Source organism: Mycobacterium marinum (assembly GCF_003391395.1).
Lineage (GTDB): Bacteria > Actinomycetota > Actinomycetes > Mycobacteriales > Mycobacteriaceae > Mycobacterium > Mycobacterium marinum.
Genome location: NZ_CP024190.1, coordinates 6076227 through 6099826, shown reverse-complemented (window position 1 = coordinate 6099826; position 23600 = coordinate 6076227). Strand labels below are relative to the sequence as shown.

The following is a 23600-nucleotide window of genomic DNA, read 5'->3' as shown; positions in this document are numbered from 1 at the left end:
GTCTCGGCGTTCTGCACCGGCCTGCACGTCTCCCTGACCGGCGCCGCCCTGACCATCGTTGCCACCGCGATCGCGGTGGCCGCGCTGCTGCGCCGGCCCCACCGGCCCGGCCGCCACCGGCGGTCCCGCTCAGCCTGGCGTGGTCAGCAACGTGCGCGTGCCGGCTTCACCGCGGCGAGTGATCCCAAGCGCGTCGAGCTGTTCCAGCAACGGCACCGCGACCCGGCGGGTGGTTCCCAGGACCCGGCGCGCCTGGCTCACCGTGAACGGCTGGGGCAGTGTCGCGAGGATCTCGGCCGCCCGCTCGAACGCGTCCGGACCGAGCACGATCGCGTCGGCGACCCGGGTCAGCCGGCCGGCGCGTACCGCCGCGGCCAGCTCACGCGCTCCGAGCCTCAGCTCACCCAATTCGTCGGCTTCCGGGGCGCGAAACGGTTCGGCGGCCAGCCGTCCTTCGAGGGTGCGCACCGCCGCGTCGACCCGCGCTGGCAGGCCCGCGCCGGGCGGTCGCACCAGCCCGTCGGCCACGTCCAGCCCGGTTCCCACCAACAGCGGGGGAACCAGCTCGGCGGCGGGTAGCCCCACTTGCTGGCGCAGCGTTTCCAATGGCATCCCCGCCGCGACATCGTGGTCGGCGGCCCAGTGGGTGACCGTTGCCGCGGCGTGTTCGCGTCTGGCGGCCCACCACTGCGGATCGACCAGCCAATCGCCCACCCGCAATCCGGCGAGCGGCAGCCCCATCGCGCGCAGCACCGCGGCCCGCGCACACTGTGGCGGCCGGATCCGCCCGCCCGCCAGTTCCCGGGCCCGCTCGCGCGCCGCACCGCGCCGGCGCAGGCTGGGCGGGGCGACGTCGAGGACCTCGATTCCGGCCGCGATCCGATGTTGCCCGGGGTCGCGCAGCAGTCCGATGTCGCCGACCCGCAACGGCAGCGGCCGGCTCAGCCGCAACCGTGCCGCTTTGGCTCCCAGCGCACGCACGTACACCGGCACCGCCGCCGAGCCGAGGTGCGCCACCAGCTCACGGTGCAGCTTGACCGCGGACCGCAGGGACACGTCGATCTCGGTGGTGTCCAGCCAGGCCCCCGGAGTGCGCACGGTATCGCCGCGAGCGATGTGCCGGCGATCGACGCCTCGCAGGTTCAGCGCGACCCGGGCCACCGCCGCGACCTCGGTGTGATCGCGGCCCAGCGATTGCAGGCCGCGGACGGTGACGCGCTGTCCGGCGTGTTCGAGTTCGTCGCCCACCCGGATGGTGCCGGCGCTCAGCGTCCCGGTGACCACCGTGCCCGCACCGCGGACCGTGAAGGCGCGATCGACCCACAGCCGCACATCGGCGTCGCGGTCGGGTTCGGGGAGCCGATCGGTGAGCGCGAGCAGTTTGGTGCGCACCTGGTCCAGCTCGGTGCCCAGCGCGACAAATGGGTCAGCCATCGATGTGGTGGCGAACCGTTCGGATGCCGCTCGGATGGCCGGACCGGGGTCGGCCAGATCGGCCTTGCTGATGACCAGCAGCGCGTGCCGAACCCGCAGCGCATCGAGGGCGGCCAGATGCTCCTCGGACTGCGGCATCCAGCCCTCGGTGGCGGCCACCACGAACAAGACCGGGCTATCCGGCGGCATCGCCCCCGAGCCGGCGAGCATGTTGGTGACGAATCGTTCATGGCCCGGTACGTCGACGAAGGCCAGCTGGCGCCCATCCAGCTCGGTCCAGGCAAAGCCCAGATCGATGGTCAGCCCACGGCGCTGTTCCTCGGCCAGCCGGTCCGGCCACATGCCGGTGAGCCGGTGCACCAACGTCGACTTACCGTGGTCGACGTGCCCGGCGGTGGCTATGACAAACACGCCCGCACCGCTGCCAACAGCAGCTCGTCCTCCTCGGGAGCCACGGTACGCAGATCCAGCAGGCACCGGCCGGCCTCGAGGCGGCCGACGACCGGCGGGCTACCGGTGCGCAATGTCGCCGCATAGGACTCGGGCAGGCTCAGCCCGGCGCTGGGCAACTCGACACCGGGGGCCCCACCTCCGCCGACGGCCGCGATGCAGTCCACCGCCGTCGCCCCCACGCTCTGGGGCAGCTGCGCGGTGATCCGCTGGGCCCGCGCGCGCAGCTCGGTCAGGTCGGCGCCCAGCGCTTGGGCGACCGGCGTCGGCGGGCCCACCACGGTGGCTTCCAGGGCCGCGAGCGTGAGTTTGTCCACTCGCAGGGCCCGCGCCGCCGGATGACGGCGTAGCCGTTCGATCAGGTCGGCATCGCCGAACAGCAGGCCGGCCTGTGGGCCGCCGAGCAATTTGTCACCGCTGGCGGTGACCAGGTTGGCGCCGTCGCGCAGCATTGTTGTCGCGTCCGGCTCGTCGGGCAGCAGTGGATGTGGCGCCAACAGCCCTGACCCGATGTCGGCCACCAGCGGGGCGTCCAGCTGCGCGAGTTCGCCGACGCCGACCGCCGAGGTGAACCCGGTGACGTGGAAGTTGGACGGATGAACCTTGAGCACAAACCCGGTGTCCGGGCCGATCGCCTCCGCATAGTCGCGCAGGCTGGTGCGGTTGGTGGTGCCGACCTCACGCAGCCGCGAACCCGTGGACGCCAGCAGTTCCGGGATGCGGAAGCCGTCACCGATTTCGACCAGCTCGCCGCGGCTGAGCACGATCTCCTTGCCCGGGGCCGCCAGGGTTAGGGCGGTCAGCAGCAGGGCGGCGGCGTTGTTGTTCACCACGTGCACGCCCGCCGCGCTGGGCACCGCGCGGGCCAAAGCGGCCAGCGCGCTGCGGCCGCGGCGGGCACGCCGGCCGGTGGCCAGATCGAACTCGACGTCGGTGGCCCGGCCGGCGGTCACCACCGCGTCCAGTGCGGCCCGCGATAGCGGCGCTCGCCCGAGGTTCGTGTGGACCACGACGCCGGTGGCGTTGATGACCGGCCGCAAGCTCGATGCCGTGCCGGGAAGCGCGTCGATCGCGTGCTCGGCGACTTGGTCCGGCTCGATCTCGCCGGCGCGGGCGCGCTGCTGGGCCTGTGCAATCACCGACTTCACCAGGGTGCGCCCGAGCGTGCGCTGGGCCTCGGCCAGCTTGGGATGGGCGAGCAGCACGTCGGTGCGCGGCACCGCGCGGCGCCGGTCGCTGCCGTCACCCATGGCGATCGGCGCGGTGGCGGAGGCGGACGGGAATCGAACCCGCCAACGGCAGCAGCTGTCGCTCGACGGTTTTGAAGACCGCGCCGGTCACCAGACCGGAGACGCCTCCCTGGGCCATAGCGACAATTATGGGCGACGATTATGGGAATGGTGACTGACCAAGGGACTTACCGACTGACTCAGTACGCCCATGGCGGCGGGTGCGCCTGCAAGATTCCGCCCGGCGAGTTGGAGGAGGTGGTTCGGGGCCTGGGTGCCGCCGCGCCACGTGATCCGGTCGGCGAGCTATTGGTCGGGCTGGAAAGTGGTGACGACGCGGCCGCGGTGCTGATTGCCGAGGGAACCGCGCTGATCGCCACCACCGACTTCTTCACCCCGGTCGTCGACGATCCCTACGATTGGGGCCGAATCGCTGCCACCAACGCGCTTTCGGACGTGTACGCGATGGGCGGACGGCCGGTGGTAGCGGTGAACCTGTTGGGATGGCCGCGCGATGTGCTGCCCTTCGAGTTGGCGACCGAGACACTGCGCGGTGGGCGCGACGTCTGCGCCAGCGCGGGTTGCCATCTTGCCGGTGGGCACAGTGTCGATGACCCGGAACCCAAGTACGGGCTTGCCGTGACCGGGATTGCAGACCCGAATCGTCTGTTGCGCAACGACTCCGGTAGGCCAGGCACTCCGCTTTCGCTGACCAAGCCACTCGGAATCGGGGTGCTGAACAGTCGGCACAAGGCCACCGGGGAGCGCTTTGCGCAAGCCATCGACGCAATGACCACCCTCAACGCCGACGCGGCCGCCGCCGCGGTGGCCGCCGGTGTCGAATGTGCAACCGACATTACGGGTTTCGGGTTGCTCGGGCATCTGCACAAGCTGGCGCGGGCGAGCGGGGTCACCGCAGTGATCGACTCGACCGCGGTGCCCTACCTGGACGGGGCGCGCCAGGCGCTGGCCGCCGGATACGTCAGCGGCGGCACGCGCCGCAACCTCGAGTGGGTGGGCCCACACGTTGACCTGTCCGCGGTCGATGAGTCCGAGGCGTTGCTGCTCGCCGACGCGCAGACCTCCGGTGGGCTCCTGATCGCGGGGGAAATCCCCGGTGCACCCGTCATCGGGGAGCTGGTCGCCCGCCGTGCCGGCCACACCATCGTGGTGCTCTGAGTTTGCGCGTCTGACGCTAGTTTGCCCGGTGCCGACCTGGGTAACCCGATATGTGGTTTCGGCCGAAACAGTGCGGTCTTGACGTCTTGGTCTGCAGCGGCCACTTCTCGCCAACCGTTGCTGCACGCATTACGGGCGGCCTCGGGCTGACAACCAGGGCAAGGCCATGACCTATGAAGGAGTATTCACATATGTCCGACGAATTGAACGGCAAGAGTATTGCCATGCTGGCCGCCGACGGAGTCGAGAAAGTCGAACTCGAGCAACCGCGCGCCGCCCTGCTGCAAGAAGGCGCGCGGGTCGAGGTGCTGTCGCTGCAAGAAGGTGACATCCAGGCCCGTGACCACGATCTCGAACCGGCCGGCAGATTCGCGGTTGACCGTCCGGTGCAGGCCGCGTCGGTCGTCGAATTCGACGGTTTGGTGCTACCGGGCGGAACGGTGAACCCGGACAAGCTTCGGATGGACAAAGCTGCGGTCGATTTCGTCCGCGCCTTTGTGGAGTCCGGAAAGCCTGTTGCGGCAATCTGTCACGGTCCCGTGATGCTGGTGGAGGCCGGTGTGGTCGGAGGGCGAACGATCACCTCATATCCGAGTATTCACACCGACCTGCGCAATGCCGGTGCCAACGTGGTCGACGAAGAGGTCGTGGTCGACGGCAATCTGATGACCAGCCGCTCACCGGCGGATCTACCGGTGTTCTGCGCGGCGATCGTCAAGCAATTCGCAGCCGGGGCATGCCGCTGAATTGGGTGTGCGAGTGTCAGAGCCTCCAGCTAATATCGAATGTATGTTCGAATCGACGGGGGCGGCCACGGGCGTTGACCACCCCTGCGATGCGCTCGCCGAGCGGCGCCAGTTGCGCACCCCGACGGCGGAGTCGGCGGGTTGGGTGCAGCGGATCGGTGCGGCCGCGCGGGCCGAGAACCGCGCCGCGGCCGCGCAGCTGATCGAGATCGGGCAATTGTTCGCCTACCGGCTGTCGCGGTGTTCGGAGACCGAGGACTGGGCGGTCGACACCATGGAGGCCGTGGCGGCGGAGGTGGCCGCGGGGCTGCGGATCAGTCAGGGCTTGGCGGCCAGCCGGCTGCGCTATGCCCGGGCCCTGCGTGAGCGGCTGCCCAAGACCGGCGCGGTATTCGCGGCGGGTCAGATCGACCTGCGGGCGTTTCAGACCATCGTGTTCCGCACCGATCTGATCGTTGACCCGCAGGTGATGGCCGCCGTGGATGAGCTGGTGGCCCTCAACGTGGGGCGGTGGCCATCGATGACGAAGGCCCGTCTGTCCGGACAGGTCGACGCCATCGTGGCTCGCGCCGATGCCGATGCGGTGCGCCGCCGTAAGGAACGCCACGCCGACCGGGAGATCTGGATAGGGCAGGACGCGGATGGAATCTCTCGCATCGACGGCAGCATGTTCACCATCGACGCGCACGCCTTGGATCGGCGGCTGTCGGCGCTGGCGGCCACGGTGTGCGCGCAGGATCCCCGCAGCCGGGAACAGCGGCGCGCGGATGCGCTCGGGGTGCTGGCCGCCGGTGGAGACCGGTTGGGGTGTCGCTGCGGGCTCCCGGACTGTGCGGCCGGTGCCCGGCCCGCTGCCCAGTCGGTGGTGATCCATGTGATCGCCGAACGGGCCACGCTCGACGGCGACGGCGGGGCTCCGGCCTGGGAGGTGGGGGCTGACGGACTTGTCACTCCGGAATTGGTTGCCGAGCTGGCGAAGTCGGCCAAGCTGGTGCCGCTGCGTCACCCCGGCGATGTCCCGCCGGAACCGGGATATGTGCCCTCGAAGGCGTTGGCGGACTTCGTGCGGTGCCGGGATCTGACCTGCCGTTGGCCCGGCTGCGACCAGCCCGCGCTGAACTGCGATCTGGACCACACGATCCCGTACGCGCAGGGCGGGCCCACTCACGCCTCGAACCTGAAGTGCTACTGCCGCACCCACCATCTGGTCAAGACCTTTTGGGGCTGGCATGACCAGCAACTGCCCGACGGAACCCTGATCCTCACCTCGCCGGCCGGACACACCTACGTCACCACCCCGGGTAGCGCCCTGCTATTCCCCAGCCTGTGCCGTTCCACCGGCGGACTGCCGGCAGCGGAGGCCGACCCACCATCGGACTACTGCGACCAGCGCAGTGCGATGATGCCTCGACGTCAGCGCACCCGGGCACAAGACCGCGCCCGCCGCGTCGCCACCGAACGTCGTCAGAACCACCACGGCCGCAGCACCCAGCCGGGCGGGCAAGCCAAATCCGCCGCGCCGCCGACGCCGCCGCAGCCCGAGCCCCAGTCCCATCCACCGCCATTCTGAGACCCCCGGCTGCGGTGCGTCAGTCCTCCGCGGGCAACCGAAATGTCATGTCGATGGCGGTGCCGCCCGGACTGTTGTCGATTTCCACTTCATCGCTGATGGCCCTGATCAGCGTCATGCCTCGACCGCCGTTGCCCGGGTCGGCCGCGGGCTTCTTCCAGGAACCGGAGTCGACGACCCGGGCGTGAATTGCCCCGTCGGCGGCTTCAACGTCGAGCAGCATCGTCCCCACGCTCTGCCCGCGATAGGCGTGCTCGATGCAGTTGGTGCACGCCTCGCTGACCACCAGCACAATGTCACCCGCCTGCTCGTCGGGAACTTCGGCGGCCTGCAGCCACGACAGCAACTGGCGCCGAACAATGACCAATTGGTCTGGGGTAGCACTGGTTTCAATCCGCAGCGGCCCGTGCTGGTACCGATAGGCCACCATCGCGACATCGTCGTCATAGCCCCCGGTGGGGGCCAGTTGACTCAGCACCGCGTCGGCGACGGCATCGATCGGCAGCATCACGGAGTCGGCCACCACATCGGCCACCCGGCCCAGCCCCTCGTCAATCGATTCGTACCTGCGCTCGACCAAGCCGTCGGTAAACAGCAGCAGCGTCGACCCTGGCGGCAACACCTGAGTCGCTTCGGGTCTGGGCTCCACTCGACGGACCGCCAGCGGCACTGACCGGGCATCGGTCAGCAGGACGGGCCCAGACTTCGGCTCGGCGAGCACCGCGGGCATATGGCCGGCATTGCTGTAGTCGAGGATGCCCGATTCGGTGTCCAGGATGGCCAGGAACACCGTCGTGCAATAGGCATCGGGAATCAGCGATGCCGCCGCATCGAGTTGTTCGAGCAATAGCGCCGGTTGTGCACCGGTGAGCAAGAGTGCGCGCGCCGAACTGCGCAGCTGGCCCATGATCGCGGCGGCCGGCAAACCGCGCCCCACGCAGTCGCCAACGACAATTCCGATGCGGTGCTCACCGATCGGCAATACGTCATACCAGTCACCGCCGATCTCGAGCGGCGGGACCGCGGGCTCATAGCGCACCGCAAAGCCGGGCGGCGGTTTCACCGGCGGCAGCATGGCCCGCTGCAATGTCAACGATGTTTCCCGGGCACTCTCGAACTGCCGGACGTGCCCGATGGCCAGGCTGAGGTGACCCACCAGGACCGTGACCAGCAGCCGATCCTCGGCGGTCACCCAGCGCGGTGCCCCAAGTTCCAGCCATAAGGCGACGTCCGCGGTGCCGGAGAGCACCGCGACCAGCCCCTGTGCCCTGCCCGGGGAGTCTGGCCACTCGATCGGTCTGGCGGTCAGCGGCAGTTGGGCACGGGCGCCCAGGAACGTCTCGCGCAGCTGCGGATCCAGGGCACGCCAGGACGATTCCGCCGGCTCCCCGGCGACCTGCACGGTAGGTTCGCCGTCACTTGGTGGCCACATCACCGCGACCACACGTTGCACATCGACCGCGGTACGGCACTCTTCGAGAGTGATCGAGAGCACCTCGGAAACGCTCTTGGCCACGCTCACCGAGGTAGCCAATCGCAGCACCGCGCTTTCCCGGGCGGCGAAGGCGCGTTCAGCGGTGATGTCGCGAACGGTGCCGACGTAGACGTCTCGGTCTGAGCCCGATCCGCGAACCGCGTTGATACTCACCGCAACCCAGGACAGATGGCCATCCTGATGGCGAACCGGCGTCTCGTAGTCGGCGCTGCCCTCATGCCGAACTCGCTCTTGCTGTTGTGCCGCGGATTTGCGGTCCACCAGCCACGGGTGTGGCCACCGGTAGGGCAAACCCTCGGGGGGATAGCCCAGGATCTCGGCAAAGGCGCTGTTCATGTCGATCACGGCACCCTCGTCATCGGCGACGAAGAACCCTTCCTGCAACGAGTTCACCAGGGCGCTGCGGAACTTGTCGCGGTGCGCGAGATCCTCGGCGCGGGCCCGCTGCTCCTCGTAGCGTTTGGTGCCGTCTAGAAATCCGCGCGTCGCAACGTCCAGCGCGGCCAATGTCTGCAGCAAGAACTCCAGCGCGACCGACCGGTCGGACCCAGGGTTCGGCGAGATTTCGTCGAGCAGCCGGAAGTGGTTCTCGATGATGTCGAGAATGCTGATCTGTTCCTGCAGTGCCCGGCGGCCGAACTCATGCCCGACGGCCAGACTGTTCTCGTCGCGGGTATCCAGATACGCGCGCAGCGCGTCGGCGTACTGGGTCTGGAACGCATCGACGGCGCCGAAGTCTCCGGTCTCGGTCACGTCGATACGCCCCGGTGGCGTGCGGCGAGGACAAGGGCGTCGTCGTTCTCTTTGGCGTGCTTGACCAGAATCTGTTCGGCGATCACCGGGGCGGACGCCGCAAAATCGATGTGATCCAGGTAGTCCTCGGCGACGCCGTCGCTGGCTATGACCAGTAGATCGCCCGCGCGCATGGGAACCATTTTTGCTGGGGTGATCTCCGGGATCCGGTAGCCGACAATGCCGGGGGTCAGTCGCACGCTGGATCGGACCTGCACGCCGCTTACCGCCTTGGCTACCAGGTTGGCGCTGACATTTCCCACCCCCGTCCACACCAGTTTGCCGGTGGGCAGATCAATCCTGGCCAGGGTCATCGCGACCCCCCTGCTGCCGGTCAGGACCCGATGACAGAGCTGGATCAACACCTCGAGACGTTCGCCGCGCGCATTCTTGACCACCTCGACGGCCCGCAACGCGGCGCTTTCGGCGGCCGGGCCGTGCCCCAGCCCGTCCATCACCCCGAAGAGTGCGGAGTCGTCCTCGGTCTCGACGGCGATCGGCTGGTCGCCGAGAGCGTGCTCACCGGGCCGCGGGCGACCGGCCGTCGCCCACTCGATTGGCCCGAATCGGCCACTATCACGCACGAGGCGGAACCCATTTCCACATCTCGACGATCGTTCCGCGGCCTACCACAGACTCCACGACCAACCGGTCCATCAGGCGCCGCGCTCCCGGCAAGCCCATGCCCAGCCCGCGCCCGGTCGAGTAGCCGTCCTCCATCGCGCGCTCGATGTCAGCGATGCCGGGACCGTCGTCTTCGGCGCGCACCACCAGGGCCTTGCGGCCCTCCCGGTCCTGCACGGCCACCCGAACCGCGCCGCGACCGGCATAGCTGGTGATATTGCGCGCGATTTCGGAGATCGCGGTGGCGATCATGGTGACGTCGGTCAGCGAGAATCCGAGGTCGAGGGCGAGTTGATGACCGGCTTTTCGGGCGGTGACGATGTCGTCGGGATGGTTGATCCCGACCACGGTCTCATCCGCCACCGTCGGGCCCGATCGTCGACTTCCGTAGTCCCAGTTGCTTGTTCAGCAGCGCCACACCCTCTTCGAGGTCCAGGGCGGTTTTCATGTCGTCGAAGGTCAGGCCCAATTGGACCATTGAAAACGCGACTTCTGGCTGCAGGCCCACGATCACGGTGGTAGCACCACGCAATCGGGTCATGTGGGCGATGGTCTGCAACGAACGCGCCGCGAACGAATCCATCACGTCGATGGCGGTCACGTCGACCACAATGCCCTGGGCGCGAAAGCGGCTGACCCGCTCCATGAGGTCATGCCGGAGGCGTTCGGTGTCGCTGTCGGTCAGTGCGGACTGAACCGTCGCGATCAGAATCGGACCCTGTTTCAAGATCGGTACTGGCATGACAAACCCTCGATGGCTCGACCTGTGCGGACTAGTCGCCGGTGCGAGTGACTGCGTAGCCCAGCAGCCGCTCGGCTTCCTCTATACCCCCTTGTAAATCGCCCACGGCATTCATCTTCGAAAGGTCGAGCCCGATTGTCACCAGCGTCAGTGCGATCTCGGAGGACAAGCCGGTGATGATCACGTTCGCGCCCATCAATCCGGATGCGTCGACGGTTTGGACCAGGTGGTTGGCCACCGTCGAGTCGATGGCGGGCACCCCGGTCACGTCGATGACCACGACCTTGGCGCGGTTGGCCCGGATGGCCCGCAGCAGTTGCTCGGTGACCTGTCGGGCGCGCTGACTGTCCAGCACTCCGATGATCGGCAGAATCAGCAGTTGCTCGCGCACCTGCAGCACGGGCGTGGACAGCTCCCGGATCGCCTCCTGCTGCTGCCGGATGATGCGCTCACGCTCCTGCACGAAGCTCACCGCGACGGTGTTGGCGATGCGGTTGGCCGCCGGTTCGTAAGCGTCCAGAACTCGGCTGAGCATCTCGAAGTCCGTCTGATACTTCTCGAACAGGGAGCGGGCCAGCACGTCGCGCAGCAACAGGACGATGCCGACGACCTCATCGGTTTCCACGCCCCTGGGAATGATGCGTTCGGAGAGATCACGTGCGTAGGCCTGCAACGCCTCGACGCTTCCGGTCTCGAGCACCTCGACGTAGTTGTCGTACACCGCGGTCGCTTCGGAAAAGATCTCGTCCGGCGTCATCGCCGTGAGCAGCCGCGCCTCGGTGATGCTGCGGGCCCACTTCTCGCGCAACGCGGTTCGATTTTGCCGCAGATGCTCGACCAGCTGCGGCAGCAAACCTTCGCTAGACACGCCGATCGGCCCAGAGCTGGTACTGATGCTGCTGCTGAAGACGGACGGCGAATCTGACATTTGGCCTCCCAAGTGCCGCGCCGCGCTCCGCAGGGCGCTGGTCATATGGCGAGACTAGCCTGGAGGCCGCTGTGGAACGCGTTGAGGTCTTCTTCTTCTCGCAGTTCGTGAGGCAGGTTAGGCTTGCAGCACACCGAAGGCTCGGACAAAGGACCGCCATTGTCAGCTCCCGATTCGATCACCGCCGTGGTCACCGATCACGATGGAGTCACCGTGCTCAGTATCGGCGGCGAAATTGATTTGGTTACTGCTCCGGCCCTCGAAGAAGCCATCGGCGCTGTCGTTGCCGACAGCCCGACTGCGCTGGTCATCGACCTTTCCGGGGTGGAGTTCCTCGGCTCGGTGGGGCTGAAGATCCTGGCCGCGACCTACGAGAAGCTCGGCACTGCGGCCGAGTTCGGCGTGGTCGCACAGGGGCCCGCGACCAGGCGGCCGATTCACCTGACCGGTCTGGACAAGACTTTCCCGCTCTACCCCGCCCTCGATGACGCATTGACCGGCGTGCGGGACGGCAAGCTCAACCGCTAGCGCCTGCTTTTCGCTTCGGCTACTTGCGTTTTCGGGCACCGAGGGTTCCCTCAGGTGCGATGATCACGAACATGGATGTCGATCATCCGGAACGAGATCAACGCTGGGATTACCGTCGGCGGCGGGAAACCGAACTGGAACGGCTCGACCGCAACTGGACCAGCCTGCTGCAGGAGCTGCGGGTGGTGCAGACCGGGGTTCAGCTGCTGACCGGGTTCCTGCTGATGCTGCCGTTCCAGCAGCGCTTCGAGGTTCTGGGGCTACACACGGTGTATTTGGCGACGGTGGCGTTCTCGGTGGGCGCGACGATCTTGTTGGTCGCCCCGGTAGGCATGCACCGGTTACTGTTCCGGCGACACCGTCTGGTGGTGCTGGTTTCGGCGGCACATCGCTGCGCCTACGCCGGGTTGGTCCTGCTGGGGCTGGCTTTGACCGGGGTTACCGCCCTCATCTTCGATGCGGTGTCCGGACGTACCGCGGCCATCATCGCCGGGTCGTGCGCGCTGGTACTTTTTGCGCTCTTCTGGGTGCTGGTCCCGCTGCTGCTGCGCACCCGTGACGTGCAGCTTCCCGACTACTGATCGTTTCGTTGCGTGTGAGTTGTCGTCTTGGTGGGTAATTTCCGGTTGAGCTACCGGTCTCAGGGGGAATAGAAGAAGCAAGGGCAAGATCCGGGGAACGGCCAGTTTGGGGATTGGCTGGCCGAATGGAGAAGGGGGAGCGACCATCTGGGGCGCAGACGCCGGCGGGGCCGGAATGAAAAGTGCGGAGGGCGCAGCAGTCCAGCGATGTGGGCCGCTGATGGCGTGCTCCGGAATGGATTGAGCCGGTGCGCGCGGGTACGTCGTTACGGTGGAATCGCTGGTCAAGGGTGGGGCGCTTCCGCTACATCGCTCGTGATGATCGCTGGGAATGGTCAGATGAGCTGGCTCGGATGCACGGCTATGAGCCGGGTCGGGTCAGGCCGACCGCCGATCTACTGGTTGCGCACAAGCATCCCGATGACAAAGCGGTCGTCGCTGAACTGGTAGACCAGGTGTGCCGTTATGGAAAGCCATGCAGCAATCGGTTTCGCATTATCGATACGGGTGGCGTCGTACACATCGTCGTGGTGCTGGCGAATCCGCTCTATGACGGTCACGGGTCGCTGGCCGGCACTGCCGGGTTCTATGTCGACATCACCGAACAATATGAGGTCGACATGCAAAAGCGGTTGACCCAAGCGGTCACCGCGGTCAACGCCCGAAGGGCGGTCATCAATCAGGCCATCGGGATGCTGATGCATGAGTACCGGCTGGATGCCGAGTCCGCTTTCCAGGTGCTGGCCAAGTGGTCTCAGAAATCCAACACCAAGCTGCGGCTGTTGGCCGAGCGTGTCGTCGGCGACCCCGACGGGCGAAACGCGCTGCTCAACGAGGCCGCGGACACGGTCGGGGAACTGTTGTGCGCCGCCCGCAACGGGCATGGTTAACCTGTTGCAGTTCAGCGACATCACAGCCGGCGTATAGACCAGTCTCAGATTGGACTATGTGGCAATAGTGTCCATAGGATATGTAAGCTGCCCGTCGATGTGCGCTGCCCATGGTCCGCGTTTGATCGTCCCTGCTGGGAGTGAGCATGATTTGCACCGGGAATAGCGTCGTGCGGGTTGATGACCGGCTGGAGCCGGCCCCCGGCGAGACCGGCACGAGCGTGTCGGGCTTGATTGCGGCAGGTGTTTGGGTGATCGGTCTGGTGATCGGCCTGATCGCGTTGGGAATCGGGCAAGTGGGGATCGCGTCCACAACGCTCGGCGTTGCGATTGTGGCCCCCTGGCTCGGGCTGGCTGCGGCGTCGCGCAGCCGCCGCATTCCGGCGCGCGTACGCGCCTAGGTGTGGCCCGCGGCTGATCGGGGTACTGCACGTGCCACGGGTAATCACATCCGGTGTGTAGCCCGGTCACTCTGCAGGAAGGACCGCCGATGCCGACCGCCAGCGATTACGATGCCCGCCGCATACCTGATTCCGACGCCGCCGATCCGTCCGGCCTGCGCGAGCTGGCACCCGCTTTGCCGAGGTCGTCGACCGCGACCATCGATGCCGTCGACGACGACCCCAATGCGGCGCCCGTCTTCGAACCCCCGGGTGCGGATCTGTCCGGCGAGGAACTGTCGGTCGCGGTGATTCCGCAACGCAGCGACGAGTTCATCTGCTCGTGCTGCTATTTGGTGCAGCATCGCAGCCGGTTGCGCAGTTCGATCGGTCAGCTCCCGATCTGTGCCGACTGTGTGTGATTCTTGACCCCGCGGTAGGCGCCGTGTTGGGTCGTTAGGGTGCCTGCATCCGCTCCCTCGGCGCGCACACCGCCGGCTCTGCGCCGACCGCCCGGCCTACCTGCCCCGCGCCGCTTGCGTACGGTGTTCGCGGCCGCCTACGCGGTCGCATACCTGGTTGGTGGCGAGCGGCGAATGCTGCGATTGATCCGGCGCTACGGGCCGATCATGACGATGCCCATCCTCAGCCTGGGAGACGTGGCGATCGTCTCGGACCCGGCGCTGGTCAAAGAAGTCTTCACCGCGCCGCCCGACGTGCTCCTGGGCGGCGAGGGAGTGGGACCCGCGGCGGCGATCTACGGGGCGGGTTCGATGTTCGTCCAGGAAGAGCCCGAACACCTGCGGCGGCGCAAGCTCCTGACGCCGCCACTGCACGGCACGGCGCTGGGCCGTTACGTGCCGATCATCGAGGAGTCCACCCGCGCGGCGATGCGCGATTGGCCCGTCGATCGTCCCTTTGAGCTGCTTGGGGCGGCCCGGGCGCTGATGTTGGATGTGATCGTCAAGGTCATCTTCGGTGTCGACGATCCCGACGAGGTGCGGCGGCTGGGCCGGCCTTTCGAACGCCTCCTGGACCTTGGGGTTTCCGAGCAACTGACCGTCCGCTATGCGCTGCGCCGAGCGGGAGCGTTGCGGGTATGGCCACAGCGGGCGCGCGCCTACCGGGAGATCGAGAACGTCGTCATGCCGCTGATCGCGCAGCGGCGCAATGGCCTTGGCCGCACCGAACAGCGCGACATCCTGGGGCTGCTGATCAGCGCCCGGGGCGATGACGGTGAACAGCTGTCTGACCAAGAGATTCGTGACGACCTCATCACGTTGATGCTGGCGGGCCACGAAACCACCGCGACGACGCTGGCATGGGTTTTCGACCTGCTGCTACACCATCCCGATGCGCTGCGGCGCGTCCAGGAGGAGGCCGAGGGCGGCACGGAAACCTTCACCACCGCGGTGATCAACGAGACGCTGCGGGTCCGGCCGCCAGCCCCTTTCACGGCCCGCGTTGCCGCGCGCCCGTTCCGGCTCGGGGGCTACCTCATCGACCCCGGCACCCGAATCGTCGTCCACATGATCGCAATCAACCGCAACCCCGACGTGTATGAGCAGCCGAACCGGTTTCGTCCCGAGCGGTTCCTGGGCACGCGGCCGCAAACCTATGCCTGGGTTCCGTTCGGCGGGGGCGCCAAACGCTGTCTGGGCGCCGCTTTTTCCATGCGGGAGTTGGTGACCGTGCTGCACGTGTTGTTGCGGGAGGGGCAGTTCACGGCCGTCGACGAGGCGCCCGAGCGCATCGTGCGGCGCTCCATCATGCTGGCTCCCCGCCACGGCACCCGAGTGCGCTTCCGGCCCCGGCTCCAAGAATCCGTTTAGAACCCTCCAAGCGCGGGCCCCGAGTCTGGTGACAGCAACGGAACTGTCCGCCATGAAGGGAACAGCAGCTATGACCACCATCGACGTGCAGCCCGCATCCGCTTCGTCGGGGGCGCCGGTCCGCGAGACGAACGTCTATGCTTCGGCCGCGCTGGCTTTCGGCATGGTCGGTGCGGTCGTTTTGAGCGTCATCTGCGCGATCGCCGCGCTGGCAGACAGCAAGAACTCGGATCAGGGCCGAGGCGAGGCTATCGCCGGCCTGGTCATGTCGGCAGGCTGGGTCGCGGTGCTATTCGCACTGGCCCACTGGCATGTCGTCTAGCGGCTAAGAGCCGAGACAGACCTGCGATGACCTGAGTCGGGGTGGCGGGATTCGAACCCACGGCCTCTTCGTCCCGAACGAAGCGCGCTACCAAGCTGCGCCACACCCCGCTTGAAGCCACGACAGCCTATCGCACCGGCCCACCAACTCACTAAACAGCTGGCCAGAGGCTAGTTCCAGGCGCACGAGCGCTCGAACTCGACCAAGGCCTGGGCCGGATCGGTCGGATCCAGCCCCTGAGCGCTGACCCATTCGTCGTTGAAATAGGTCTCGGCGTAGCGATCGCCACTGTCGGCGAGCAAGGTGACCACCGAGCCGCTGCGGCCGTCGGCGACCATCTCGGCCAGCAGGCCGAACGCGCCCCACAGATTGGTGCCCGTGGACGGACCCACCCGACGGCCCAGAACGGCGCTCACGTGGCGTGCTGCCGCGATTGAGGCGGCATCGGGCACAGAGACCATGCAATCGACCACACCGGGCAGAAACGACGGCTCAACCCGCGGGCGGCCGATGCCCTCGATCCGAGAAGACTTGGGCATCACGATGTCGTAGCGGTCCTCGGCGTAGGCGGGGAAGAACGCGGAGTTCTCCGGGTCCACCACGCACAGTCGGGTCGTGTGCCGGCGATAGCGGATGTAGCGGCCGATCGTCGCGCTGGTGCCGCCGGTGCCCGCCCCCACCACGATCCATTCCGGAATGGGGTGCTGTTCCTCGCCCATTTGCGCGAAGATCGACTCGGCGATGTTGTTGTTGCCGCGCCAGTCGGTGGCACGCTCGGCGTTGGTGAACTGGTCCAGGTAGTGGCCGCCGGTTTCCTTGGCGACCCGCTCGGCCTCGGCGTAGACCTGGCTGGAGTTCTCCACGAAATGGCATCGGCCGCCTTGCGCCTCGATCAGCGCAATCTTGGAGGCGCTGGTCGCGGCCGGCATCACGGCAACGAACGGCAGACCCAGCAGGGCCGCGAAATACGCCTCGGAGACGGCCGTGGAACCCGAGGACGCCTCGACGACCGTGGTGCCTTCGCCGATCCAGCCGTTGCACAACGCGTACAGGAACAGCGACCGAGCCAGCCGGTGTTTGAGGCTGCCGGTGATGTGAGTCGTCTCGTCCTTGAGATACAACTCGACGTTCGCGTCGTTGCTCCACGCCGAGGGTAGCGGGTAGCGCAGCAGGTGTGTGTCGGCGCTGCGGCGGGCGTCTGCCTCGATCAGCCGGACAGCATTGTCCGTCCAATCCCGGGCCAGACTGCGGACCGCAACGCGAGCCTGCCCGCTCAACGGATCGACATGGTTGGTTGGGAGCGGTCCAGGTTGCTGCTGGAATCTCGGCCGCCCATCGGGGCGGCGATCAGCGTCAGCAGGGTCGCCTCGGGCCGGCAGCAGAAGCGAACCGGGGCAAACGGGGACGTGCCGATCCCTGCCGAGACGTGTAGGCGCATGTTCGCGCCCCACTGGGATGCGCCCTTGGCCCGGGTGCGATCCAGCCCGCAGTTGGTTACCAGGGCCCCGTAGAACGGCAGGCACAGCTGCCCGCCGTGGGTGTGGCCGGCCATCACCAGCTGGTAGCCATCGGCCGCGAAGCGGTCCAGCACCCGGGGCTCCGGCGAATGCGTGAGCCCCAGCCGCAGGTTGGCGGCCGGGCTCGCCGGGCCAGCGATCGCGTCGTAGCGGTCCCGATTGATGTGCGGGTCATCCACCCCCGCCGCCGCGATGTGCAGGCCGGCCACCTCGAACTCGCGCCGGGTGTGGGTGAGGTCGAGCCAGCCGCGCTCGGTGAACGCCGCGCGCAGATCCTGCCAGGGCAGGGGTTCGCCGCGAACCCGGTGGCCGGGGTTGATCAAGTAGTTCGCCGGGTTCTTCAGGCGCGGCCCGAAGTAGTCGTTGCTGCCGAAAACGAACACCCCCGGCCTGGCCAGCAGGTCGCCCAGGGTTTGCACGACCGCCGGCACCGCCTTGGGGTGGGCCAGGTTGTCTCCGGTGTTGACCACCAGATCGGGCTCCCAGCTGGCCAGCTCGCGCAACCAGGCTTGTTTGCGTCGCTGGTTGGGCAGCATATGAAGGTCACTGAGGTGCAGCACGCGCAGCGGCGTGGAGCCCGGGCTTAAGACCGGCATCGTGACCTCACGCAGGACGAACGCATTGCGTTCGATGAGTGAGGCATAGCCGACCCCGGCGACCGTCGAGCCGAGCGCGAGGGCACCGCCGCGCAGCAGAACGGACGCGGCCCGGTGCCGGCCGCTAAGCGGCCCAGGGAGCAGCTTGGTGATCGGAGGTTGGGCATAAGCCATGCAGGCAGGATACTGCGGCTCGCCGCCTACTCGCTCGTGGCGGGTCGCCACATCGGCTAGGTAGGCCTAGGGAGGCGGCGGTGCCAGCAGCGGAATCGTGATCGGCGGCAAGCCGGGAATCTCCACGACCTGCGACCCGACCGGGGGCGGCGGTTCACCTTCCGGCGGCGGCGGCGGTGCCGGCGGGATGCCGTTGCTGATTTGGATCGTGATGATCGACCCGGGGATGGTCTGGCCGCTCGGGGAGGTGCCGACCACCTCGCCGTATCGGGCGCTGCTGTTGACCGCGTTGGGTTGATCGGCGACCTGGAATCCCGCGTCCTTGAGGCGCTGGCGTGCCTGGTCCACGTCCAGACCCGCCACGCTGGGTACCCGAGAGCCGGGCGCGCCGTCCACATAGCGCGGATCGGTGGGCGGCAGCTGCACCTCGCCGAAGTCGGTGGCGATCGGCTTCAGCGCGGTGAACCAGGTACGGGCCGGCTCGTTGCCGCCGTACAGGTCGCCGTTGCCGCAATGGCGCAGCGGCCCCGAACACAGATCCGTCGGATTGGTCGAGTCGTCGTAGATGTAGTTCGCGGCCGCGTACCGGTTGGTGAAGCCGACGAATCCGGCTGACCGGTGGGCCTCTGTGGTGCCGGTCTTACCGGACACCGGCAGGCTCCAGCCGGCCGCGCCAGCCGAACCCGACGCCGTGCCGCCGCCCACCGCGTCCTTGCTCATCGCGTTGGCCAGCGTGTTGGCCAGGCCCTCGGGCACCACCTGGTCACATGTTTCGGTGGTGACGGCAACCTCGTTGCCGTTGCGGTCGATCAGCTTGTCGACCGGGTTAGGCGGGCACCACACGCCACCGGAGGCCAAGGTGGCCGCGACGTTGGACAGTTCCAGCGCGTTGACCTCGATCGGGCCCAGGGTGAAGGAACCGATGTTCTGGCGCTTGACGAAGTCGGCCAGACTCTCGTTGCTGTCCGGGTTGTAGTCGCGGGCGGTGCCGGGATTGGCGTAGGAGCGCAGTCCGAGCTTGATGGCCATGTCCACGGTGCGCGACACACCGACCTGCGAGATCAGCTTGGCGAAGGCGGTGTTGGGCGAGGTGGCCAGCGCGTCGGTCACGCTCATGGAACCGCGGTAGTTACCGGCGTTGATCACGCACCAGGTGTCCTTGGGGCAGCCCTTGGCCCCACCGCTGCCCAGGCCCTTGCCCTGGAACCGGCCCGGTACATCGAGTTGGGCATTGATGCCCATGCCCATGTCCAGGGCGGCGGCCGTGGTGAAGATCTTGAAGATCGACCCGGCGCCATCGCCGACCAGGGAGAACGGCTGCGGTCGCATGGTTTCGCCGGCGTTGATGTCCAGGCCGTACTTACGGTTGCTGGCCATCGCGAGCACCTGGTGAGACTCCTTGCCAGGCTTGATGACGCTCATCACGCTGGAGATACCGGGCAGGGTCGGGCTGGCGAACTTGTCGATGGCCGCCTTGACCGGGACCTGGACGTCGGGGTCCAGCGTGGTGCGAATCAGATAGCCGCCCCTGGCCAGCTGTTCCTTGCTGATTCCGGCGCGCGATAGGTACTCCTGGACGTAATCGCAGAAGAAGGCGCGATCGCCCGCGGCGATGCAGCCCCGGGGCAGCTCGTTGGGTTGCGGCAGGATCCCCAGCGGCTCGGCCTTGGCGGCGCGCAGTGCGTCGGCCTCCGACGGGATGTTCTGGATCATGGTGTCCAGGACCAGGTTGCGCCGTGCCAGCGCACCGTCGGGGTTGGTGTAGGGATTGAGCGTGCTGGTGGACTGCACCATGCCCGCCAGCAGCGCGGATTGCTGCCAGTTCAGCTCCGAAGCGTTGATGCCGAAGTAGGTCTGGGCCGCGTCCTGCACGCCGAATGAGTTGTTCCCGAAGGACACCAGATTCAGGTAGCGGGTCAGGATCTCGGGCTTGGTGAAGGTCTTGTCGAGGGTGAGGGCCATCCGGATCTCGCGCAGCTTGCGCGCCGGGGTGGTTTCGACGGCCGCCCGCTTCTCGGCGTCGGTCTGGGCCGTCACCAACAACTGGTAGTTCTTGATGTACTGCTGCTCGATCGTGGACCCACCCCGGGTGTCGAGGTCGCCCGAGGCGTAGCCGGCCAACCCGGTCAGGGTGCCTTTCCAGTCGACGCCGTTGTGTTCGGCGAAGCGCTTGTCCTCGATCGAGACGATCGCCAGCTTCATGGTGTTGGCGATCTTGTCGCTGGGGACCTCGAAGCGGCGTTGCGAATACAGCCACGCGATCGTGTTGCCCTTCGCGTCGACCATGGTCGATACCGCGGGGACTTCGCCCTGCAGCAGCTGCGCCGACCCGTTGGCCACTACTTCGGAGGCCCGGTTGGACATCAGACCGATGCCGCCGGCAAAGGGAAACATCAGCGCCGCGGCGACGATGCTGGCGAGCAGACAGAACCCTGAGAGCTTGAGCAGGGTGAGTGCGGCCGGGGGACGCTCGGACATGCGTACTACAGTAGCGGCCCCCTTGTCACGCCTCCGCGCCGCGCGATCGAAAAAAACTTTTTGCCCGAGGTGGGCCGGCGTGTCGCCGGGGGTAGAGCCAATATTTGCGCTCGCGTCACAGGTCAGGGGCAAAAACGGGGACCAATGCGGACTGTTTCCCCCGGCCGATTGGCACAACTCGGGACGATCGTCCCAAAAAATCCGTTATCGGACTGTTGCGCAATTGCCAGCTGACCACCTAACTTATATACGCAGTGAGATTCAGGTAACACCGATGTGGACAGTGTGTCGTTCGTCGCAACATCGGCTGGTACCCGAGGTGGGCGGTCGCGTAAGCGGCTGGGAGGAAGGGATCAGCTCGTGTCGGGAATTCGTCCTGTTGATGGAAGGGCAAACCTAACGTCGGCTCAGAACCTACTGAGCACTGGCGAGGCTGAAGAACGGATCAACTGGGTATCAAAGGCGCTCTGCCGGGCTACCGACCCGGACGAACTCTTTGTTCGTGGGGCCGCACAGCGCAAGGCCGCGGTGATTTGCCGGCACTGCCCGGTGATGCAGGAATGCGGCGCCGACGCGCTCGACAACAAGGTCGAGTTCGGCGTCTGGGGCGGCATGACCGAGCGGCAGCGCCGGGCGCTCCTCAAGCAGCATCCCGAGGTGGTCTCGTGGTCGGACTACTTCGAGAAGCGCAAGCGCCGCAGCGTCGGATAGGGCGCACGTGACCGGGGGGTCAGCGCAACGGCGGGCAGTCCCTTCCTGATTACTTTTTTGTTACACGCGCCGGTTGGATGCACTCTAATTGTCTTGTGCCCAATAGGAACTGGCGTGTGCCCAATTGGACCTACCGTCGCGGTCGGTCCTGACGGGCTGGTGTAGCGCCCCCGCCATTGCCGGCGGCGGTGATCTGATCGGCGAGTGCGCGCAGGGCGTCCAAGTCGGAAACGTCGAATGGCAGCGACGGCACGCCGATGATCGGCACATGCGGATTGGCTCCGGTGAATCGGGACAGCAACCGAATCTCGCGCTTGGCTGTCTGTGCCCGGTCGGCGTGGATGCGCAGCACCGCCGCCGTCAGCGCGGCCGTCTCCGAATCGGCATGCTCCTCGTCCAAAGTTTCGGTTGCGTCGATGGCCCGTTCGGCCGGCAGCCCGCACAGGGTCGGATGGGTGCGGTTCAACACCAGTCCGGCCAGCGGCATGCTTTCTTCCGAGAGTCGGTCCACAAAGAAAGACGCCTCGCGCAGCGCGTCGGGTTCGGCCGCCGACACCACCACAAACTGGGTGCCGCGGCGCTTCAGCAGGGCGTAGGTCCGGTCGGCCTTCTCCCGAAAGCCGCCAAAGGTCGCATCCAGTGACTGCACAAAATCGGCCGCATCGCCGAGCATCCTCGAACCGAGCACCGTCGACATGGCCTTCATGGCCAGGCCCATCACGCCCGTCACCAAGCGGCCAATGCCTCGGCCGGGAGCGAGCAGTAGCCGCCACAGGCGGCTGTCCATGAAGCTGCCCAGGCGCTTGGGTGCATCCAGGAAATCAAGAGCATTGCGCGACGGCGGGGTGTCCACCACCACCAGGTCCCACCGGTCCTGGGCCAGCAGCTGTCCCAGCTTTTCCATTGCCATGTATTCCTGCGTGCCGGCAAGGGACGTAGCGACGGTTTGATAGAACTGGTTGTCCAGAATCGATTGTGCCCGTTCGGATCCGGAGTACTGGATCACCATTTCGTCGAACGTTCGGCGCATGTCGAGCATCATCGCGTGCAGCTCACCGGAGACCTCGGGGGCCAACGGCACTCGTTGGGGCACGTTGCCGAGATCATTGACGCCCAGCGCCTGTGCCAGTCGCTTGGCGGGGTCGATGGTCAGGACGACCACGGTGCGGCCATATTCGGCCGCTCGCAACGCGATCGCCGCAGCGGTGGTGGTCTTGCCGACGCCTCCGGCCCCGCAGCACACCACCACGCGGTTGGCGGTGTCGGCCAAGATGGCCGCCATGTCAAGAGTTTTCGGCACGCTACTCATCGAACCCCCTGCTGTGCAAGTGATTCCGAAAGCTCGTACAAGCTGCCCAAGTCGACTCCATCGGAGATTGTCGGTAGTTCCAGTCGCGCCACTTGCAGGGCGTCGAGTTGCTGCGCCGTCTCGGCACGCGCGGTGATTCGGGTCGCGTGTTCGATGGTTTCGGTCAGCAGCCCGGCGAAATCGGCATCCGCGAGCTCAATTCCGGCCATTGCCAGCCCGGACCGCACCGAGTCCGCGTCGACGTCTCCCTCGGCGGCCTTGGCGAGGTCCCCGGGATCCAGATAGGCCGGAATATTTCGGTTCACGATCACGCTGCCGATCGGCAATTCCATCTCGGCCAGCTCTTCGATGGCTTCCAGCGTCTCCTGCACGGGCAGCGCTTCCAGCAGGGTCACCAAATGGATGGCGGTCTGGTCGGAGTGCAGCAGGTTCACCACGCCCTCGGCCTGCGAATGCACCGGCCCGCCCTTGGCCAGGTCGGAGACGGCCTTGGTGACGTCGAGGAAGCGCGCGATCCGGCCGGTCGGGGGCGAATCGACAACGATCGCGTCATAGACCGGCAGCCTGTTTTTATCGACGCGGACCACCGTCTCTTTGATCTTTCCGGTGAGTAGCACGTCACGCAGGCCGGGTGCGATCGTGGTGGCGAATTCGATGGCACCGATCCGGCGCATTGCCCGGCCCGCGATGCCCAGGTTGTAGAACATCTCGAGGTACTCCAGGAAGGCGGCCTCGATGTCAATCGCCAGTGCATTGACCTGACCGCCACGTTCGGCGGTCGCGATCTTGACTTCTTGGTATGGCAGCGGCGGAACGTCGAAGAGCTGCGCAATGCCTTGGCGCCCTTCGACTTCGACGAGAAGGACCTTGCGGCCCCCCGCTGCTAGGGTAAGTGCGAGAGCCGCCGCGATCGTGGACTTTCCGGTGCCGCCCTTGCCGGTTACAAAGTGCAAGCGGGCCTTCGACAAGCGCGATGGCCACCCGACGGAACCGCTGCCGCTAGATGTGTTTGCCACCATCGCATGCTAGCCCTACCGGCCCGTATGGGAACCGGCCTGGCCGAAGGTTTTCAAGTTCGACCGATAAGCTCGCG

23 protein-coding genes and 2 tRNA genes are annotated in these 23600 nt (G+C 66.9%); 11 read left to right on the top strand and 14 right to left on the bottom strand.

All coding sequences use genetic code 11. The features are described from left to right. Positions 1–129: 129 nt before the first annotated feature. From CCUG20998_RS25935 to CCUG20998_RS25925, 3 genes are all read right to left on the bottom strand, one after another. Positions 130–1845: a selenocysteine-specific translation elongation factor gene (locus CCUG20998_RS25935; protein WP_020730922.1), complete on the bottom strand. Its 1716-nt coding sequence runs from the start codon at positions 1843–1845 to the stop codon at positions 130–132. Continuing rightward, positions 1833–3134 carry an L-seryl-tRNA(Sec) selenium transferase gene (selA, locus tag CCUG20998_RS25930; RefSeq protein ID WP_020730921.1) on the bottom strand — a complete coding sequence of 434 codons (1302 nt, stop codon included), beginning with the start codon at positions 3132–3134 and terminating at the stop codon, positions 1833–1835. Before selA ends, CCUG20998_RS25935 begins: the two co-directional genes overlap by 13 nt. Positions 3135–3148: 14 nt before the next feature. Further along, a tRNA-Sec gene (locus CCUG20998_RS25925) sits at positions 3149–3243 on the bottom strand. 32 nt (positions 3244–3275) lie between these two features. Between CCUG20998_RS25925 and selD the strand changes: the two genes are divergently transcribed. From selD to CCUG20998_RS25910, 3 genes are all read left to right on the top strand, one after another. Further along, positions 3276–4292, top strand: a complete 1017-nt coding sequence (selD, locus tag CCUG20998_RS25920) for a selenide, water dikinase SelD (RefSeq protein WP_036456742.1) — start codon at positions 3276–3278, stop codon at positions 4290–4292. Between the two features lie 191 nt (positions 4293–4483). Beyond that, positions 4484–5038, top strand: coding sequence for a type 1 glutamine amidotransferase domain-containing protein (locus tag CCUG20998_RS25915; protein WP_020730919.1), 555 nt, complete (start codon positions 4484–4486; stop codon positions 5036–5038). Positions 5039–5081: 43 nt separating this feature from the next. After that, complete coding sequence (locus tag CCUG20998_RS25910) at positions 5082–6608, top strand: HNH endonuclease signature motif containing protein (protein ID WP_020730918.1); 1527 nt, start codon at positions 5082–5084, stop codon at positions 6606–6608. 19 nt (positions 6609–6627) lie between these two features. Here the strand turns inward: CCUG20998_RS25910 and CCUG20998_RS25905 are convergent, their stop codons facing one another. The 5 genes from CCUG20998_RS25905 to CCUG20998_RS25885 are packed head-to-tail and all read right to left on the bottom strand — an operon-like array spanning position 6628 to position 11189. Continuing rightward, positions 6628–8856 carry a SpoIIE family protein phosphatase gene (locus CCUG20998_RS25905; RefSeq protein ID WP_020730917.1) on the bottom strand — a complete coding sequence of 743 codons (2229 nt, stop codon included), beginning with the start codon at positions 8854–8856 and terminating at the stop codon, positions 6628–6630. Further along, positions 8853–9479 (bottom strand): SpoIIE family protein phosphatase, encoded by a 627-nt coding sequence (locus tag CCUG20998_RS25900; protein WP_012396699.1) that lies wholly within the window; start codon positions 9477–9479, stop codon positions 8853–8855. The genes CCUG20998_RS25905 and CCUG20998_RS25900 overlap by 4 nt, the downstream gene beginning before the upstream one ends. Further along, positions 9472–9882, bottom strand: coding sequence for an anti-sigma regulatory factor (locus CCUG20998_RS25895; protein ID WP_036456741.1), 411 nt, complete (start codon positions 9880–9882; stop codon positions 9472–9474). The genes CCUG20998_RS25900 and CCUG20998_RS25895 overlap by 8 nt, the downstream gene beginning before the upstream one ends. Further along, positions 9872–10261: an STAS domain-containing protein gene (locus tag CCUG20998_RS25890; RefSeq protein ID WP_012396697.1), complete on the bottom strand. Its 390-nt coding sequence runs from the start codon at positions 10259–10261 to the stop codon at positions 9872–9874. Before CCUG20998_RS25890 ends, CCUG20998_RS25895 begins: the two co-directional genes overlap by 11 nt. 31 nt (positions 10262–10292) lie before the next feature. After that, entirely contained in the window at positions 10293–11189 is an 897-nt protein-coding gene (locus tag CCUG20998_RS25885) for an STAS domain-containing protein (protein WP_012396696.1), read from the bottom strand. A gap of 159 nt (positions 11190–11348) precedes the next feature. Here CCUG20998_RS25885 and CCUG20998_RS25880 point away from each other — a divergent pair, with 159 nt between their 5' ends. The 7 genes from CCUG20998_RS25880 (at position 11349) to CCUG20998_RS25850 (ending at position 15722) form a co-directional block, all read left to right on the top strand. Further along, positions 11349–11717 carry an STAS domain-containing protein gene (locus CCUG20998_RS25880; RefSeq protein WP_012396695.1) on the top strand — a complete coding sequence of 123 codons (369 nt, stop codon included), beginning with the start codon at positions 11349–11351 and terminating at the stop codon, positions 11715–11717. A gap of 71 nt (positions 11718–11788) precedes the next feature. Then, positions 11789–12298: a DUF6328 family protein gene (locus tag CCUG20998_RS25875; RefSeq protein ID WP_012396694.1), complete on the top strand. Its 510-nt coding sequence runs from the start codon at positions 11789–11791 to the stop codon at positions 12296–12298. Positions 12299–12546: 248 nt separating this feature from the next. After that, a complete protein-coding gene (locus CCUG20998_RS25870; protein ID WP_231389790.1) occupies positions 12547–13188 on the top strand; it encodes a PAS and ANTAR domain-containing protein in 642 nt (213 codons plus the stop codon). A gap of 170 nt (positions 13189–13358) precedes the next feature. Continuing rightward, positions 13359–13589 carry a hypothetical protein gene (locus CCUG20998_RS25865; protein ID WP_020730913.1) on the top strand — a complete coding sequence of 77 codons (231 nt, stop codon included), beginning with the start codon at positions 13359–13361 and terminating at the stop codon, positions 13587–13589. An 89-nt stretch (positions 13590–13678) separates the two neighbouring features. Beyond that, positions 13679–13990, top strand: a complete 312-nt coding sequence (locus tag CCUG20998_RS25860) for a DUF4193 domain-containing protein (RefSeq protein WP_020730912.1) — start codon at positions 13679–13681, stop codon at positions 13988–13990. Between the two features lie 39 nt (positions 13991–14029). Continuing rightward, positions 14030–15400, top strand: a complete 1371-nt coding sequence (locus CCUG20998_RS25855) for a cytochrome P450 (protein ID WP_103653968.1) — start codon at positions 14030–14032, stop codon at positions 15398–15400. A 70-nt stretch (positions 15401–15470) separates the two neighbouring features. After that, positions 15471–15722, top strand: a complete 252-nt coding sequence (locus tag CCUG20998_RS25850) for a hypothetical protein (protein WP_020730910.1) — start codon at positions 15471–15473, stop codon at positions 15720–15722. 36 nt (positions 15723–15758) lie between these two features. Here CCUG20998_RS25850 and CCUG20998_RS25845 read toward each other — a convergent pair. From CCUG20998_RS25845 to ponA2, 4 genes are all read right to left on the bottom strand, one after another. After that, a tRNA-Pro gene (locus CCUG20998_RS25845) sits at positions 15759–15832 on the bottom strand. A gap of 60 nt (positions 15833–15892) precedes the next feature. Beyond that, a complete protein-coding gene (gene cds1, locus CCUG20998_RS25840; protein WP_012396688.1) occupies positions 15893–16999 on the bottom strand; it encodes an L-cysteine desulfhydrase Cds1 in 1107 nt (368 codons plus the stop codon). Next, positions 16996–18009 carry a metallophosphoesterase gene (locus CCUG20998_RS25835; protein WP_020730909.1) on the bottom strand — a complete coding sequence of 338 codons (1014 nt, stop codon included), beginning with the start codon at positions 18007–18009 and terminating at the stop codon, positions 16996–16998. Before CCUG20998_RS25835 ends, cds1 begins: the two co-directional genes overlap by 4 nt. Before the next feature lie 66 nt (positions 18010–18075). Next, positions 18076–20487: a transglycosylase/D,D-transpeptidase PonA2 gene (gene ponA2 / locus CCUG20998_RS25830; RefSeq protein WP_012396687.1), complete on the bottom strand. Its 2412-nt coding sequence runs from the start codon at positions 20485–20487 to the stop codon at positions 18076–18078. A 360-nt stretch (positions 20488–20847) separates the two neighbouring features. On the opposite strand from ponA2, the gene CCUG20998_RS25825 reads away from it, so the two are divergent. Then, positions 20848–21198: a WhiB family transcriptional regulator gene (locus CCUG20998_RS25825; protein ID WP_012396686.1), complete on the top strand. Its 351-nt coding sequence runs from the start codon at positions 20848–20850 to the stop codon at positions 21196–21198. Positions 21199–21328: 130 nt separating this feature from the next. On the opposite strand, the gene bagB is transcribed toward CCUG20998_RS25825, so the two are convergent. Together bagB and bagA are read right to left on the bottom strand one after the other, a co-directional pair. Beyond that, complete coding sequence (gene bagB, locus CCUG20998_RS25820) at positions 21329–22507, bottom strand: ATPase BagB (RefSeq protein ID WP_036456740.1); 1179 nt, start codon at positions 22505–22507, stop codon at positions 21329–21331. Beyond that, complete coding sequence (gene bagA, locus CCUG20998_RS25815; protein ID WP_012396684.1) at positions 22504–23526, bottom strand: ATPase BagA; 1023 nt, start codon at positions 23524–23526, stop codon at positions 22504–22506. The genes bagB and bagA overlap by 4 nt, the downstream gene beginning before the upstream one ends. Between the last annotated feature and the right edge of the window lie 74 nt (positions 23527–23600).

Excerpts from the sequence above, each read along its gene's own strand:
- selA (WP_020730921.1), bottom strand. The coding sequence starts at position 3,134 with ATGGGTGACGGCAGCGACCGGCGCCGCGCGGTGCCGCGCACCGACGTG.
- selD (WP_036456742.1), top strand. The coding sequence starts at position 3,276 with ATGGGAATGGTGACTGACCAAGGGACTTACCGACTGACTCAGTACGCC.
- CCUG20998_RS25915 (WP_020730919.1), top strand. The coding sequence starts at position 4,484 with ATGTCCGACGAATTGAACGGCAAGAGTATTGCCATGCTGGCCGCCGAC.
- CCUG20998_RS25910 (WP_020730918.1), top strand. The coding sequence starts at position 5,082 with ATGTTCGAATCGACGGGGGCGGCCACGGGCGTTGACCACCCCTGCGAT.
- CCUG20998_RS25890 (WP_012396697.1), bottom strand. The coding sequence starts at position 10,261 with ATGCCAGTACCGATCTTGAAACAGGGTCCGATTCTGATCGCGACGGTT.
- CCUG20998_RS25885 (WP_012396696.1), bottom strand. The coding sequence starts at position 11,189 with ATGTCAGATTCGCCGTCCGTCTTCAGCAGCAGCATCAGTACCAGCTCT.
- CCUG20998_RS25875 (WP_012396694.1), top strand. The coding sequence starts at position 11,789 with ATGGATGTCGATCATCCGGAACGAGATCAACGCTGGGATTACCGTCGG.
- CCUG20998_RS25860 (WP_020730912.1), top strand. The coding sequence starts at position 13,679 with ATGCCGACCGCCAGCGATTACGATGCCCGCCGCATACCTGATTCCGAC.
- CCUG20998_RS25850 (WP_020730910.1), top strand. The coding sequence starts at position 15,471 with ATGACCACCATCGACGTGCAGCCCGCATCCGCTTCGTCGGGGGCGCCG.
- CCUG20998_RS25835 (WP_020730909.1), bottom strand. The coding sequence starts at position 18,009 with ATGGCTTATGCCCAACCTCCGATCACCAAGCTGCTCCCTGGGCCGCTT.
- ponA2 (WP_012396687.1), bottom strand. The coding sequence starts at position 20,487 with ATGTCCGAGCGTCCCCCGGCCGCACTCACCCTGCTCAAGCTCTCAGGG.
- bagB (WP_036456740.1), bottom strand. The coding sequence starts at position 22,507 with ATGAGTAGCGTGCCGAAAACTCTTGACATGGCGGCCATCTTGGCCGAC.
- bagA (WP_012396684.1), bottom strand. The coding sequence starts at position 23,526 with ATGGTGGCAAACACATCTAGCGGCAGCGGTTCCGTCGGGTGGCCATCG.